The organism is uncultured Turicimonas sp. (assembly GCF_902477955.1).
GTDB lineage: Bacteria > Pseudomonadota > Gammaproteobacteria > Burkholderiales > Burkholderiaceae_F > Turicimonas.
This window is the reverse complement of sequence record NZ_CABSJB010000010.1, coordinates 26,451-41,353: the sequence shown is the minus strand read 5'-3', so window position 1 is coordinate 41,353 and position 14,903 is coordinate 26,451. Positions and strand designations below refer to the sequence as shown.

General features: G+C 46.6%; 11 protein-coding genes and 1 CRISPR repeat array. Of the genes, 10 read left to right on the top strand and 1 reads right to left on the bottom strand.

All coding sequences use genetic code 11. The annotated features are described in order from the left end of the window. The first annotated feature begins 186 nt into the window (after positions 1 to 186). The 9 genes from gyrA to RDK53_RS04425 all read left to right on the top strand — a co-directional run bounded on the left by gyrA (position 187) and on the right by RDK53_RS04425 (position 11,128). Positions 187 to 2,835 (top strand): DNA gyrase subunit A, encoded by a 2,649-nt coding sequence (gene gyrA / locus RDK53_RS04465; RefSeq protein ID WP_374041562.1) that lies wholly within the window; start codon positions 187 to 189, stop codon positions 2,833 to 2,835. After that, a complete protein-coding gene (gene serC / locus RDK53_RS04460) occupies positions 2,828 to 3,892 on the top strand; it encodes a 3-phosphoserine/phosphohydroxythreonine transaminase (RefSeq protein ID WP_308513482.1) in 1,065 nt (354 codons plus the stop codon). The genes gyrA and serC overlap by 8 nt, the downstream gene beginning before the upstream one ends. A 10-nt stretch (positions 3,893 to 3,902) precedes the next feature. Beyond that, on the top strand, positions 3,903 to 5,039 hold the full coding sequence (gene pheA / locus RDK53_RS04455) for a prephenate dehydratase (RefSeq protein ID WP_308513481.1): 1,137 nt from the start codon (positions 3,903 to 3,905) through the stop codon (positions 5,037 to 5,039). Next, a complete protein-coding gene (gene hisC, locus RDK53_RS04450) occupies positions 5,036 to 6,136 on the top strand; it encodes a histidinol-phosphate transaminase (protein ID WP_308513480.1) in 1,101 nt (366 codons plus the stop codon). Before pheA ends, hisC begins: the two co-directional genes overlap by 4 nt. A gap of 17 nt (positions 6,137 to 6,153) precedes the next feature. Continuing rightward, positions 6,154 to 7,059 carry a prephenate dehydrogenase/arogenate dehydrogenase family protein gene (locus tag RDK53_RS04445; RefSeq protein WP_308513479.1) on the top strand — a complete coding sequence of 302 codons (906 nt, stop codon included), beginning with the start codon at positions 6,154 to 6,156 and terminating at the stop codon, positions 7,057 to 7,059. Next, entirely contained in the window at positions 7,037 to 8,326 is a 1,290-nt protein-coding gene (gene aroA / locus RDK53_RS04440; protein ID WP_308513478.1) for a 3-phosphoshikimate 1-carboxyvinyltransferase, read from the top strand. Before RDK53_RS04445 ends, aroA begins: the two co-directional genes overlap by 23 nt. A 2-nt stretch (positions 8,327 to 8,328) precedes the next feature. Beyond that, entirely contained in the window at positions 8,329 to 8,994 is a 666-nt protein-coding gene (gene cmk, locus RDK53_RS04435) for a (d)CMP kinase (protein ID WP_308513477.1), read from the top strand. Positions 8,995 to 9,091: 97 nt separating this feature from the next. Continuing rightward, a complete protein-coding gene (gene rpsA, locus RDK53_RS04430; protein WP_308513476.1) occupies positions 9,092 to 10,789 on the top strand; it encodes a 30S ribosomal protein S1 in 1,698 nt (565 codons plus the stop codon). 18 nt (positions 10,790 to 10,807) lie between these two features. Continuing rightward, positions 10,808 to 11,128, top strand: a complete 321-nt coding sequence (locus RDK53_RS04425; RefSeq protein WP_066595594.1) for an integration host factor subunit beta — start codon at positions 10,808 to 10,810, stop codon at positions 11,126 to 11,128. Between the two features lie 594 nt (positions 11,129 to 11,722). After that, positions 11,723 to 12,060: direct repeats of the CRISPR family, unit length 32 nt; unit sequence AATTGTACAAACTTACATCCTTCAACTGAAAC. Positions 12,061 to 12,268: 208 nt separating this feature from the next. On the opposite strand, the gene RDK53_RS04420 is transcribed toward RDK53_RS04425, so the two are convergent. Beyond that, the gene (locus tag RDK53_RS04420) at positions 12,269 to 13,213 is read right to left on the bottom strand and encodes a LysR family transcriptional regulator (protein WP_308513475.1); all 945 of its coding nucleotides are present in this window, start codon (positions 13,211 to 13,213) and stop codon (positions 12,269 to 12,271) included. Between the two features lie 173 nt (positions 13,214 to 13,386). Between RDK53_RS04420 and argH the strand changes: the two genes are divergently transcribed. Further along, entirely contained in the window at positions 13,387 to 14,895 is a 1,509-nt protein-coding gene (argH, locus tag RDK53_RS04415) for an argininosuccinate lyase (protein WP_308513474.1), read from the top strand. The last annotated feature ends 8 nt before the right edge of the window (positions 14,896 to 14,903 follow it).

The following is a 14,903-nucleotide window of genomic DNA, read 5'->3' as shown; positions in this document are numbered from 1 at the left end:
TATTATAAAAACAAAATAATGCTATTTTTGAGCGATTTAAAGGCTTATCTAAATTAAAATCTACGGATTCACTATATCTGTATATAAGTAAGAAGGAATATTTAGATGGCCAAGTCACCTAAAGATAAAGACGATATCCGCGACATTCTCGAGACTCATTACGAGAAAGTAAATCTGACCGACGAGATGCAGACCTCTTATTTGGATTACGCCATGAGCGTGATCATGGGACGTGCTCTGCCGGATGTCAGAGACGGTTTAAAGCCGGTGCACCGCCGTGTGCTTTATGCCATGAGCGAACTCGGCAATACTTACCGCAGTCCGTATAAAAAGTCAGCTCGTGTGGTCGGTGACGTCATCGGTAAATACCATCCTCACGGCGACGCAGCTGCGTACGAAACTATCGTCCGTATGGCCCAAGACTTCTCCATGCGTTACTGCACAGTCGACGGGCAAGGAAACTTCGGTTCGGTTGATGGTGACAGCCCGGCTGCTCAGCGTTATACCGAAGTCAGAATGACCCGTATCGCTTCCGATATGCTTGCCGGCATTGATCAAGAGACCGTTGACTTCGTGCCGAACTACGATGCCAGCGAAGTGGAGCCGACCGTTCTTCCGACCCGAGTGCCTACACTCTTGATTAACGGTTCTGCCGGTATTGCCGTGGGTATGGCTACTAACGTTCCTCCTCATAATATTGTTGAAGCCATTAATGCTTGTCTTTTAGTACTTGACCGTCCTGACTGCACTATCGATGAAATCATGGAACTGCTTCCGGCTCCTGACTTCCCGACAGGCGGCATCATTTACGGTTTAGGAGGCATTCGCGAAGCCTACAGAACCGGCCGCGGCAAAGCTATTATCCGTGCTAAGACGGAAATTGAAGAAATCGAAGGCACCGATAGAGAAGCCATCATCGTTAAAGAAATTCCGTACCAGGTTAATAAGAGCCAGATGCTGGAAAAAATCGCCCAGCTCGGTTCAGAAAAGAAGATTGAAGGCATTTCTTTCGTTCGTGATGAATCCGATAAAGACGGTATCCGCGGTGTTATCGAATTAAAGAGAGGCGCTAATACGGAAGTTGTTCTTAACAACCTCTACAAACTGACGGAATTGGAAAGCAGCTTCGGCATTAACTTAGTTGCCTTGGTAGACGGCCAGCCTAAGCTTCTTAATATCAAAGAAATCATCGAGGCCTTCATCAACCACCGCTGGGAAGTCACGACCCGTGCAGCCTTGTTCCAGTTGAAGACAGCTCGCTCCAAGATTTATCTCTTGGAAGGTCAGGCCGTAGCACTGGCCAACATCGATGAATTTATCGAAGTGATTAAGACCAGTGCTAACGGAGCCGAAGCTGAAGAAAGATTGTTGGCCAGATCCTGGCCGTCTGCTTTGGTCGGAGAGCTTATTTCCAGAACCAAACTCGAGCCGAAGTATTTCCGTCCGGAAGGAGAAGACTTAACCAAAGGCTTGCAGCCTGACGGTACCTACTACTTGACCAGTGCGCAGGCCAAGAACATTCTGCAGTTAAGACTGCAGACATTAACCGGCTTGGAGCATGAACGCATCGAAAAAGATTATGCAGACTTGGCTGAGGAGATTCATCAGTTGGTCACCTTGCTCAACAACCGCGATTTGATGCAGCAGAAGATTGCTGCTGATTTGCGTGAAGTTCAAGAAAGCTACGGCGATGCCCGCAGAAGCGAAATCGTTGCCGACGCCAAAGACTTCAAGACTAAAGATTTGATTCCGCTTCGCGAAATGGTTGTTACCATGACCGATACCGGCTACATCAAGAGTCAGGCTTCCGCTGAATACCGTGCTCAAAAGAGAGGCGGTCAAGGCAGAAAAGCGACAGAAGTTAAAGAAGGCGATATCATCAGCAAGCTCTTCGTTGCTACGACCCACGACGTTCTTCTTTGCTTTACCGATAAGGGCAGAATGTTCTGGCTTAACGTTTGGGATTTGCCGGAAGGTTCTTCCAATTCTAAGGGCCGTCCTATCGTCAACCTTCTCGAACTTAACGACGAAAAAGTTTCCGTGGTTCTTCCGATCTCCGACGAGGACTTCCAAAAAGACTTGTACGTCTTTATGGCAACAGCCAACGGTACAGTTAAGAAGACACCGATCAGCGATTTCAAGAATCAGAGAAAGGCCGGCATTATCGCCGTTAACCTTGTTGAAGGCGACTATCTGATCGGCGCCGCTATCACCGATGGTGTTCATGACGTTATGCTCTTTAACGATGAAGGCAAAGCTGTCCGTTTCGCCGAGGAAGATGTCCGCAGCATGGGCAGAACCGCAACAGGCGTTCGAGGCATGAGATTGGAAGGCGACTCCAAGGTCATCGCGATGCTTGTCGCCCAGGATGAAGACGTAACCGTCCTGACCGTTACTGAAAACGGTTACGGCAAACGTACTCTTATCAATGACTACACTCGTCACGGCCGCGGTACCAAGGGCATGATTTCCATTCAAACCAGCGAAAGAAACGGTAAAGTCGTTTCCGCCTTGCTCGTCAATGACAATGATGAAATCATTCTGCTCAACTCTGCCGGCAAACTGGTAAGAACCCGAGTCAATGAAATCCGTGTGCTGGGCAGAAATACTCAAGGCGTTCGTTTAATTTCCATGGATCCGGGCGTCACAGTCATCGGTGTAGAACGCGTTACGGAAAACGATGACGGCTCTGCTGAAGACCAAATTAAGCAGCTCGAAGGCGAAGCCATCGCAGAAGAAAAAGAAAAGCAGGAAGAAATCCAAAAACGCGATGATGAGATCATCGCCGGTGAAATCATCGAAGAAATCGATGACGAGGAGAAAAAGGATGAATAGAGTTCTGAATTTCGCACCGGGACCATCCCCGCTGCCTCTTGAAGTTTTACTGGAAGTTCAAAAGGAACTTCCCGACTGGAACGGGACGGGCATTTCCGTTCTGGAGATGAGCCACCGAAGCAAAGACTTTATGGGCATCTATTATGAAACCGTAAAGAACCTGCGTGAACTCTACGGTATCTCTGAAGACTACGAAGTTTTATTTGTACAGGGCGGAGGTCACATGGAATTTGCCATGGTTCCTCTTAATTTCAACTTCTACGGCACAGGCAACTATCTGGTCAACGGCGTTTGGTCGCAAAAGGCTTTCAAAGAAGCGGTAAAACTCGGTGGTGCAGCTGAAGCCGCCCGAGTTGTCAACAGGGTTCCGAGACAAGATGAAATCGCAATGTCCGACGGGGCAGGCTATCTGTATTACTGCTCCAACGAAACCGTCAACGGCATTCAGTACCACTATGTGCCGCAGTCCGATGCTATTTTAGTGAGCGATATGTCCAGCGACTTTTTGTCCAAACCTGTCGATGTTTCTAAGTACGGCTTGATTTATGCCGGTGCACAAAAGAATTTCGGGCCGGCGGGACTTACCGTTGTCATCGTCAAGAAAGATTTGTTGGGCAATTGTTCTCCGACAACGCCTTCCATGCTGGATTATTTGACATATGCCAATTCGGAGTCGATGTACAACACACCGCCGACATTTGCGATTTATGTTTCCTGCTTGGTTTCCAGATGGCTTCTAGCCCAGGGAGGCGTCCAAGAAATGCACCGCCGCTCTGTAGTTAAGAGTTCCATGCTTTACGACGTGATCGACGGCTCAGACGGTTTCTATACAAATCAGGTCGAAAAAGACAGCCGCTCTTTGATGAATGTCGTGTTTAATTTGGCTAATGAATCTCTCAATGATGAATTCCTCGCTAAAGCCAGAGAAAGAAACATCGTCAACATCAAAGGACACCGCATTGTCGGAGGCATGAGAGCTTCCTTGTACAACGCCGTGACGATTGAAGCGACTGAGAAATTGGCCGAGTTTATGAAAGATTTCAAGGCTTCTCACTGAAGAGGACCCAATGTCTCAAGAATCCCATTCCACAGATAAAGAAATCCAGCCTCTGAGAGAAGAAATCAATCAGATTGACGCTCAGATCGTTGAACTGCTGGATAAAAGAGCGAAGAACGCCAGAAAAATCGGAGAAATTAAAGGCAAAACCGATTCTCCCGTCTATCGTCCCGAGCGAGAAAACGAAGTTATTTTGATGGCTGTAAACCACAGCGACGGGACACTCAAGCCCGAAGGGATCTCCAGCATCTTCAAGGAGATTATGAGTGCCTGCCGTTCCTTAGAGAAAAAGACGACCGTCGCTTTCTTGGGGCCTCGCGGAACTTTCAGCGAGATGGCGATGTTCAAGCAGTTCGGCCGATCCATTCAAGGGATTGCCTGCGACCAGATTGAAGAAGTCTTCCGCGCAGTTGAAGCCGGCACCGCGCAGTTCGGCATCGTGCCGATGGAAAACTCCACGGAAGGTTCGGTAAACCGTACCCTCGATGCTCTGCTCAGAACCAGCTTGTCGATTATCGCCGAAGTATCCGTTCCGGTTCATCATAATCTGCTGACAAAGTCCGGCACGCTTGAAGGCATCACGAGAATTTATTCTCATCCTCAGTCTTTAGGTCAATGCGTCGGATGGCTCAACAGCAATGTCCCGGATTTGCCGAGAATGTCTGCAGCAAGCAACGGAGACGCCGCCAGAAAGGCATCTGAAGATCCGACCATCGCGGCCATTGCAGGTGAAACCGCTGCCGAAGCATTCGGGTTGAAGCCGGTATTTGAGCATATTCAGGACGACGCGGGCAACCGTACGCGTTTTGTGGTGCTGGCAAAGCAGGGCACCGAGCCTTCCAAAGCCCCAGCCAAAGACAAAACTTCGCTGATTATTTCCGTTCCTCATAAGGCCGGTGCGATTTATCACGCGTTAAAACCGCTTGACTATCACAATGTCTCGATGACCAAGTTTGAGAGCCGTCCGGCAAGAAGCGGGACCTGGGAGTACTACTTCTACATTGATATTGAAGGGCATTGCAAATCCCCGGACATCAGCCGCGCCTTGAACGATTTGAAAGACGAATGCGCATTTTTTAAAAATTTAGGGTCTTATCCCGTTGAAGAGGATTTCGGACCGAAACACAATACCGGAGCAAAACTGTGACCAATATTGCAACTTCTACTCCTGCATGGGTTCAAGCTTTAGATAAATACGTTGCCAGCAAGCCGATTGAAGAATTGGCTGCTGAGTTAGGTCTGAAACCTAGTGAAATTATCATGCTCGTGGCCAATGAAAATCCCTACGGCATGTCTCAAAAGGTCAAAGATAAGATTGCTCACGCAGCATTGAACTTAAACCGCTACCCGGATGCAGACTCCTGCTATCTGCAGAAGGCTTTGTCCGAGAAATACGGTCTGCCGCAAGACTGGTTTGTGATTACCAGCGGTTCGAGTGAATTGTTGGGTTTAACTGCCCAAACCGTTTTATCCGAAGGCAAAAATGCGATTATCCCGCAGTACAGCTTTTCCTTATATCCGATGGTTGCTAAGCTCTGCGGTGCAGAGACCAGAGAGGTTCCGGCAACTGACGACTACAATGCCGACCTGCTGGGAATTCTTGAACAGATCGACGAAAATACTCGTTTAATCTTCTTAACTAACCCGAACAATCCGACAGGAACTTATTTGTCGGAAAAAGAAATCATCGAGTTCTTAGAAAAAGTTTCCTCTAACGTCGTTGTGCTCTTTGATGAAGCCTATGTTGAATTCTTGGAGAAAGAACTCCAGCCGGATTCATTGGAAATCGTTAAACGCTTCCCGAACGTTATTATTGCCAGGACCTTCTCCAAGGCTTATGGCCTGGCCGGCTGCCGCGTCGGTTACGGCATTGCTCAGCCGGAGCTGCTTGAGCTTATCAACCGTGTACGCCATCCGTTCAACGTGAACGATTTGTCACAGCTTGCTGCTATCGCAGCCTTAGGAGATCAGGAGTTTTTGGAAACAACGCTCAAAAACAATAGAGAAGGCATTGCACAGCTTGCTAAAGCTTTTGATGAATTGGGACTCCCCTACATGGGACTTCATTCAAATTTCATCACGGTCAAAGTCGGAGACGGGGCTAAGATTGTGGGAGAACTTCTAAAGAAGGGCATTATTGTCCGCAAGATGAATTCTTACGATTTGCCTGAATGGATCCGAGTGACAGTTGGTACCAAAGAGCAAAACGAAAGATTTTTAGAAGAGTTGAAAGAGCTTCTGTAAGCAAGGAATCAGAAAGAATGACAAAAATGGCAGTTATCGGCTTCGGTCTGATTGGCGGCTCAATGGCTTTGAGCTGGAAGCAGGCCGGGTTGGTCGATGAAGTTATCGCCTGCGGACACCGGGAGGAAAGTCTGAAGCTGGCTAAGGAAATGGGAGCGGCAGACAGCTGGACCACTTCCATTCCGGAAGCCGTAAAAGACGCAGATATTGTTGTCGTGGCCGTGCCGGTTCAAGCGATGGAAAAGGTATTTTCTGATTTAGCAGACTATCTCAAGCCGGACGCAGTCGTCACCGATGTCGGGTCAACGCGCATGACGGTAATTGAGGCGGCCAGAAAAGGGCTCAAAGAGAAATTCCGCCAATATGCGCCGGGTCATCCTATTGCCGGCGGAGAACTGCCCGGCGTTGCTTACGCCACGAAGGATTTATTCAACGACAAGTGGGTCATTTCTACGCCGACCGATGAAATGGATCCGGAGAAGGTTAAATTTATTGAAGATGCATGGACCAAAGCCGGCGCGAAGATCAAAGTGATGTCTCCTGAGATGCACGATGCTATCTTTGCTTCGGTCAGCCATTTACCGCACGTTCTTGCCTACGCATTGGTAGATATGATTACCAAAGAAAAATATGCGAAGGAAAAGCTCGGTATGGCCGGGGCCGGATTCCGTGACTTCACCAGAATCGCGGCCAGTTCTCCGGCAATGTGGCGTGATATTTGCCTGAGCAACCGCGCGGCGATATCTAAAGAGCTGAAGCGGTATAGACAGGAGCTTGAAGAACTTCAAGAAGCCATTGACAACTCAGATGCGCAAAAGCTTGAAGCCTGCTTTGAAAACGCCATGAAAAACCGCAGAGGACTCGTGTTTTCTGCCAGTAAACAAGATCCAGGAAAAGACGATGGAAGAAGTAAGAGTCATTAAACCCATTAAGAAAGTCGGGGGGACGGTGAGCCTTCCCGGCTCAAAAAGCATTTCTAATCGTGCTCTTCTTTTAGCGGCGTTGTCCAGAGGGACAACGCATTTAAAGAATCTGCTTGTTGCTGAAGACACCGACATGATGATCGGCGCGCTCAAAGAATTGGGAGTAAAGCTTGAACAAAACGGCGATGAAGTCATCGTTGAAGGCTGCGACGGCAACTTCCCGGTTAAAAGAGCCGATTTGTTCTTAGGCAATTCCGGAACTTCCATGCGGCCGCTGGCTTCTGTCCTGGCATTCTCCGGCGGAGAGTACGTTTTAGACGGCGTTCAAAGAATGCGTGAAAGACCGATGGGACATTTGGTTGAAGCACTGAACTCCATCGGCGCACAAATCGTTTGTTTGGGAGAGCAGGGATTTCCGCCGTTAAAGATTTATCCGAGTACACGAATTACGAGCGATGTCGTGCACGTTAAAGGAAACGTTTCAAGTCAGTTTGCCTCGGGCCTCTTAATGGCTGCTCCGCTGGTGGCACCTGCTCAAGGCCTCAATATCGTGATTGACGGCGAGTTGGTTAGCTCTCCCTATGTGTCTCTGACATGCAAGCTGATGGCACGTTTCGGCGTCATCGTCACAATCGATGTAGAAACCTACGTTGTTCCGTCTCATCCGTACATTTCTCCGGGAGAAATGATGGTTGAGGCAGATGCCTCGAGTGCATCTTACTTCCTTGCTTTAGGTGCTCTTGTCGGTCCGCTTACTGTCAAAGGCGTAGGCCGAGACAGTCTGCAGGGGGACGCGGCGTTTGTTGAGTATTTAGCAAAAACCGGTGCTTCGGTTACCCGCGGAGAAAACTGGATTAAGACCGCTCCTTCCATCTACGGTCCGAAGCTGCAAGGAATTGATGAAGATTTCCGGCAGATTCCGGATGCCGCGATGACCATTGCCGCTATCGCACCCATGTGCGAAGGCCCGACAACTTTGAGAGGAATCGGCAGCTGGCGCGTTAAAGAAACCGATCGCATCGAGGCGATGGCAAAAGAGCTGAGAAAAGTGGGCTGTCAAGTAACTTCGGGCCCTGACTGGCTGAGAATTGTCCCGCCTGAAAAACTGCAGGGCGCTACATTTGATACCTATAAAGATCACCGCATGGCGATGTGCATGTCTTTGATTGCAGCCGGCGGCGTTGAAGTAGAAATCCGTGACCCGGGCTGCGTGGCCAAGACATTCCCGGATTATTTTGAAAGACTGGCTTCGGTCATTAAGGAGTAAGCATGGATCAGAACATTCCGATTATTACGATTGACGGGCCGGTTGCTTCGGGCAAAGGCAGTGTCTCTGCCGGTGTTGCCAAAGTTTTAGGATTTAACGTTCTCGACAGCGGCTCACTTTATCGCTTGACGGCTTATGCGGCCTTAAAACAGCAGAAACATCTCGACGATGAAGAGCAGATTGAACAGACCGCCGTCAATTTGAAAGCGGTTTTCAATGACGGAAAGATTTTGCTCGAAGGAGAGGATGTCACAGATGCTATCCGTCAGGAAGAAGTAGGTTTAGCCGCAAGCAAAGTGGCAGTGCACCCCAAGGTGAGAAAAGCATTGTTCAAGCTTCAGAGAGATTATGCGCAGGCTCCGGGGCTAGTTGCCGACGGCCGAGACATGGGAAGCGTGGTGTTCCCGGAAGCAACATTGAAAATTTTCCTCACAGCTTCTGCCGAGGCTAGAGCAAAAAGACGCTATAACCAGTTGAAAGAGAAAGGAATTCATAGTAATATTGCTGACCTTGTGAAGGATTTGAAAGAGCGAGACGAGCGTGATTTGAAGCGATCTGTTGCTCCTTTAGTTCCTGCACCCGGCGCGAGAATCCTTGATTCATCGGACTTGACGCTGGAAGAAACGATTAACCAGGTTCTGGAGTGGTACCGCGGAACCGAGGCTTAAGCCTTTGAAGTGTGCCCCTGTATTTCGCGTTGGAATATGGGAATTTAACTAACCCGTTTTAAAGAAATTGTCTCTTTAAAACAACTTATTTATTTACATGACAGATAAACAAAACCAACCCGTAAAAGAATCCTTTGCCGATCTTTTTGAACAGAGCCTTGCTAAACAAGAAATGAAACAAGGCGAAGTCATCACAGCTGAAGTTGTTCGTGTTGACTATAACTTCGTTGTTGTTAACGCAGGCTTGAAGAGCGAATCCTTCATTCCTATCGAAGAGTTCAAAGACGACCGCGGTGAAGTTGACGTTCAACCGGGTGACTTCGTTTCCGTTGCTATCGAAAGTCTCGAAAACGGCTACGGCGACACAATTCTTTCCCGTGACAAAGCCAAGAGACTTGCTGCTTGGATGAATCTTGAAAAAGCTCTTGAATCCGGCGAACTCGTTTCCGGTACAGTTACCGGCAAGGTTAAGGGCGGCTTGACTGTTATGACAAACGGCATCCGTGCTTTCCTTCCAGGTTCCTTGGTTGACACACGCCCGGTTAAGGACACTACTCCTTACGAAGGCAAGACAATGGAATTCAAGGTTATCAAACTTGATCGCAAGCGCAACAACGTTGTTGTCAGCCGCCGTGCCGTTGTTGAAGCCAACATGGGCGAAGAAAGAGCCAAACTTCTTGAAAACCTTCAGGAAGGTGCAGTTGTTAAGGGTATCGTCAAGAACATTACCGACTACGGTGCATTCGTTGACCTCGGCGGTATCGACGGTCTTCTTCACATCACCGACTTGGCCTGGAGACGCGTACGTCATCCGAGCGAAGTTCTTGAACAAGGTCAGGAAATCACAGCCAAGGTTCTCAAGTTCGATCAGGACAAGAACCGTGTTTCCCTCGGTATCAAGCAGCTTGGTGAAGATCCATGGCTCGGTATTGCACGCCGCTACCCACAGAACACACGTTTGTTCGGTAAAGTTACCAACATCACTGAATACGGTGCTTTCGTTGAAATCGAAACAGGCATCGAAGGTCTTGTCCACGTTTCCGAAATGGATTGGACAAACAAGAATGTTGATCCGAAGAAAGTTGTTCAGCTCGGCGACGAAGTTGAAGTCATGGTTCTCGAAATCGACGAAGAACGCCGTCGTATTTCCCTTGGCATGAAACAGTGCAAACCAAATCCATGGGAAGAATTCGCAGCTTCTCACCAGAAGGGCGACAAAGTCAGCGGCCAGATCAAGTCCATCACTGATTTCGGTGTATTCATCGGCTTGCCAGGCGGCATCGACGGTTTGGTTCACCTCTCTGACCTTTCTTGGACAGAACCGGGCGAAGAAGCCAAGCGCAACTACAAGAAGGGCGACGAACTCGAAGCTACAGTTCTCTCCATCGACGTAGAACGCGAACGTATTTCTCTCGGCGTCAAACAGATGACAGGCGACCCGTTCTCCAACTACACATCCACTCATGAAAAGGGTGCTGTTGTAACAGGTAAGGTTAAATCTGTTGATGCAAGAGGTGCCGTTATCGATCTCGGCAACGAAGCTGAAGGCTACCTCCGCGCCAGCGAAATCTCTCCGGACAGAGTTGAAGACGCCAGAAACGTTTTGAAGGAAGGCGACGAAGTAACAGCTGCCATTACTAACATTGACCGCAAGGCTCGCACAATCCAGCTTTCCATCAAGGCTAAGGATCAGGCTGAAACTCGCGAAGCAATGGAAAAGATGACTGCTGATGCACAGTCCGGCACCACAAATCTCGGCGCTTTGTTGAAAGCAAAATTGGACCAATCCAAGTAAGAGGCACCTCACGTGGCAATGACTAAATCTGAATTGATAGCATTGCTTGCAGAGGATCCGCTTCTTGTCCAGGATCGCATGTCAGCAAAGGAAGTTGATGAAGCTGTAAATAAGATCATTAACGTGATGGCAGCGACCCTGGCGGAAGGGAACAGGATTGAGATTCGCGGATTTGGGAGCTTTGCTTTAAATTACAGACCTCCAAGAAAGGGACGTAACCCAAAAACCGGCGCCTCAGTTGAAGTTCCGGCCAAATATGCCCCTCACTTCAAAGCAGGCAAAGAGATGCGTGAAAGAGTAGATTCCGACGCTTGTAAATCTATTCCGTTATCTCAATAACTTTGCGATAAAAACACAAAAACCCGCTTTCGAGCGGGTTTTAGTGTTTGGAGACCCGAAAATTTCTGAGGAATGTATTCTGGCTTGTCAAGAGTTGACCCTTTTAACTTTTTCATTATCACGAAATTCAGCTATCACAGTTTTTACGAAGCCTTGATCTGAACAAAGGAAAAGACATAAAAAATGAGTAAGCGATAACAAGAAAGACAGGCAGGGAAGACGGGGGGGGGTGAATTAATTCTAGCAAAATAGCCTGCCACTCTAACTTCGTTGCCAATAATCTTTTAACTGGTTACTGGGAAATCATCGTGAAAAATGCGAGTGACGATGGCGCTGGAACCAATGACGACTCGAGCGAGAAATCCACAATTTTTCGAAAAACAACAAGCGAGAGTCCTTTTCAGTTTAAAAGGAAACTAACTCGGAGGGAGCGCTGGATTGAGAGAAGGAAGTTACTTTGGTCCCGGTAATAGGGATAGGGTGAATATAAAATTTTTCGAAAATTATGGAACTTTTCGTGCAATTTGAAGTGTTTCGAAGAAATCCTCAGCTAACACAAAATAAAATTTATATATTTCATAGCATTAGCTGAGGGTTTCAATTGTACAAACTTACATCCTTCAACTGAAACTCTGTAGCATGCTGAGCAAAAGCACTGATTTGCTGTGTTTCAATTGTACAAACTTACATCCTTCAACTGAAACGTCGGTAAGTTTTTACCGCTTCTAATTGTTTGACGGTGTTTCAATTGTACAAACTTACATCCTTCAACTGAAACCTCAATACTGTGATAATTGAATTTCGCGACAATGAGTTTTAATTGTACAAACTTACATCCTTCAACTGAAACAAAGCACTCTTCCGCAAAAAATTGCTGTTTTTCTGTTTCAATTATACAAACTTACATCCTTCAACGGAAACTCAACTGAAATACCGTGTTGGCGAGGGCTACAATTATTTTTTCACTCAGAGTGAAATTCTAAATTGAAGGGTTCAAAATTCAGAATAGCAAACCTCGTTTTCTAACGCGCTATTCTAATAAAAATCGACATATTCTAACATTCTATCAATTCGAATGTTAGAATAAATGAACAGCATTTTTTTGGTAGAGAGCTTTCGGCATTTTTGTCTAGCACTCAATCAAGATTGATAGAGCCAAGGAATTAGCTGTGTTAGATCTCTTTTGAACTGTCCGTTCAAGAATTCTATTGATTTCTGCTTGACCTCTTCATAGCCAAATATATGGCTGTTCTTTTTATGAATCAGCACGATTTTTCTTGTGATTACAGGAGAGGGCATCGGCAAAATATTAAGGCTGTTAACAAACTCTGAATGCTGAAGCAAGGTTGCAGGTCTTAAAAAACTCCATCCAATGCCTTTCTGAATAAGTCTCACCATTACACCACCTGTGTCGACCTGAAGCCGGTAAGGTAAATGGAGAGAAAGTGAGTTCAGCATAGATTCTGTTATCACATCTCCTCCGGATGAGCGGTTGTATCGTAAGAACGGAAGGCCGCAATATTTAAGGTTATCCCAGGTAGGATGGTCTGTTGGAAATTTCAAAGATTTCGGCGTTGCTAAAACGGAAGGTTCTTCAAAAAGAACAGTCTTTGCGAACTTAAGAGCATCTGGAGTCCGGCTTGTAATAGCCCAATCGAGTTCATTATTCTCCAATTGCTGAATAAGCCTCTCTGAAGTTCCGGAAACCATCTTCACATGTTGGCTTTTTGAAAAAAAACTTTGTATCAGGTCAGTACCCAAATTGTAAGAAAGACTTTCGATGATGCCGAAGCGAATAACAGGTGCATGCAAGTTTCTTTGCTGCAGCTTTGATAAAAACTCCGTCAGGTGTCTTTGTTCGTAACTCAGCTCATCAAATAGCAATTTTCCTTCTGGTGTCAATGAAATCGGTTTTGTTCTCCGATCCAGCAGAGGAACGTTCAGCTCTTTTTCCAATTGGTTTAAGTGGTATGAGATGCTGGATTGTTTTATGCCAAGAACATCTGCGGCTTTCACTACAGAAAGGTGTTCTGCCACTGTCAAAAAGACTTGACCGTGCTGACTAAAAACGGTTGTTTTGTTCATGGCACCGCTCATTTGGATATGTTAGGTAAAAGCTTAATCCAAATACTTAAAAAATTATAAAAATTTATAAAAAATCAAACTAATAAATCTAATTATTTGAACTTTGTTGAGTCTTATTGTCCAGGGCTTATAGTTGGTTCTATCTCATTCTCAAACCAACAAGGAGATCCAAAATGGACGAAAAGCATCGCGGCAAAATTTCTAAAAAACCTTCACCTGAGGTTGTGAAGTACTTAATCAATCCAGCAATTAAGCAAGATTTAGAAAGAAGTTATCAGACGATTTTGGACATCAACAAAGCTCACGTCATTATGCTTGTTGAAGAAGGGATCATTACTAAAGAAGTCGGAGCAAAGATTCTCGCCTGTACTCAGGAAATTTCAAAAATGCAGGATCATCCGGTTTTCGAAATCAATCCCAATGTTGAAGATTTGTATTTCAATTTAGAGAGATATCTCATTGAACAAACCGGCCCCGAAGTAGGAGGACAACAGCACACAGCTCGATCCCGTAATGATCTGTTTGCCACAGAACAAAGAATGGATATTCGCGGATATTTTCTCAAACTTTGCGAATCTTTCAATGGACTGCGCCAATCCATTCTTGAACTAGGGCAGAGCTGTCCTGATGCCGTCATGAGCGGATATACGCATCTTCAGCCTTCTGAGCCGATTACTTTTGCTCATTACTGTGCCGGCATGCTTGAGGCGTTAGAAAGGAGTTACTGGAGAATTGAACGCTGCTGGGACGCCTTGAATCTTTGTCCGTTGGGTGGCGGCTCCATGGGTTCTACGACCTTCATGATCAATAGAAACCGCACAAGCGAGCTCTTAGGTTTCAATAAACCTCTTCAAAATTCTATTGACTGTACCGCTAGCCGTGACTATTGCCTGGAAATCATCGCTGCTTTATCTATTGCTGCATGTACATTATCTAGATTTTGCTTTGACTTGTATGTTTGGAGCACGCCGGAATACGGATATCTGGAAGTCGATGATTCCGTTGCCGGATGTTCTTCCATCATGCCTCAAAAGAAAAATGCGCTGACTTTGGAATGCTGTAAGGCTAAGGCAGCTCACTTAGAAGGCTTCTTTGTTTCCGTTTTCAGTTCATTGAAGAATATTCCATTTACTCACTGCCGTGACTCTTCAACAGAAGCCATGAGATTTGTTTGGACGGCATTGAATGAATTTGAAGCACTTATTGCCTTGCTTGACGTTACTGTTAAGACCTTGACTCTCAAGAAAGAGAGAATGCTTCAAGCGGCTGTCGGGAATTATTGCACCGTTACTGAATTGGCGAACTACTTCGTTCGTCATGACGGCATCTCCTTCAGAAGTGCTCATAACGTTGTTGCCCGTCTGGTCGGATATATGCAGGATCATGGCAAACTCGCCAATGAGATCACCCGAGAGGAAGTAGATCTCATTTGTCTTGAAGTTCTCGGCAAGTCAACGACTCTCACGGATGAATTGATTAAGCAAGCTTTAGATCCTGAACTCAATGCTCAAAGCAAACGGACAATCGGCGGCTCAAACAAAGAAGAAGTGCTTCGTCAGTTAACAGAATTGAAGAATCAGTTAGGAAAAGACGAACGAGTGCTCGCCGGTAGAGTTGAGCAAATCAATAACGCAAAAGCGTTGCTTGAGGAAACCACGAACTGCCTGGCTCAAGGTAAATAGGAGCTGAT

Bases quoted from the DNA above. Each gene is read 5' to 3' on its own strand.
- gyrA (WP_374041562.1), top strand. From the start codon at position 187: ATGCAGACCTCTTATTTGGATTACGCCATGAGCGTGATCATGGGACGT.
- serC (WP_308513482.1), top strand. From the start codon at position 2,828: ATGAATAGAGTTCTGAATTTCGCACCGGGACCATCCCCGCTGCCTCTT.
- pheA (WP_308513481.1), top strand. From the start codon at position 3,903: ATGTCTCAAGAATCCCATTCCACAGATAAAGAAATCCAGCCTCTGAGA.
- RDK53_RS04445 (WP_308513479.1), top strand. From the start codon at position 6,154: ATGACAAAAATGGCAGTTATCGGCTTCGGTCTGATTGGCGGCTCAATG.
- aroA (WP_308513478.1), top strand. From the start codon at position 7,037: ATGGAAGAAGTAAGAGTCATTAAACCCATTAAGAAAGTCGGGGGGACG.
- cmk (WP_308513477.1), top strand. From the start codon at position 8,329: ATGGATCAGAACATTCCGATTATTACGATTGACGGGCCGGTTGCTTCG.
- rpsA (WP_308513476.1), top strand. From the start codon at position 9,092: ATGACAGATAAACAAAACCAACCCGTAAAAGAATCCTTTGCCGATCTT.
- RDK53_RS04425 (WP_066595594.1), top strand. From the start codon at position 10,808: ATGACTAAATCTGAATTGATAGCATTGCTTGCAGAGGATCCGCTTCTT.
- RDK53_RS04420 (WP_308513475.1), bottom strand. From the start codon at position 13,213: ATGAACAAAACAACCGTTTTTAGTCAGCACGGTCAAGTCTTTTTGACA.
- argH (WP_308513474.1), top strand. From the start codon at position 13,387: ATGGACGAAAAGCATCGCGGCAAAATTTCTAAAAAACCTTCACCTGAG.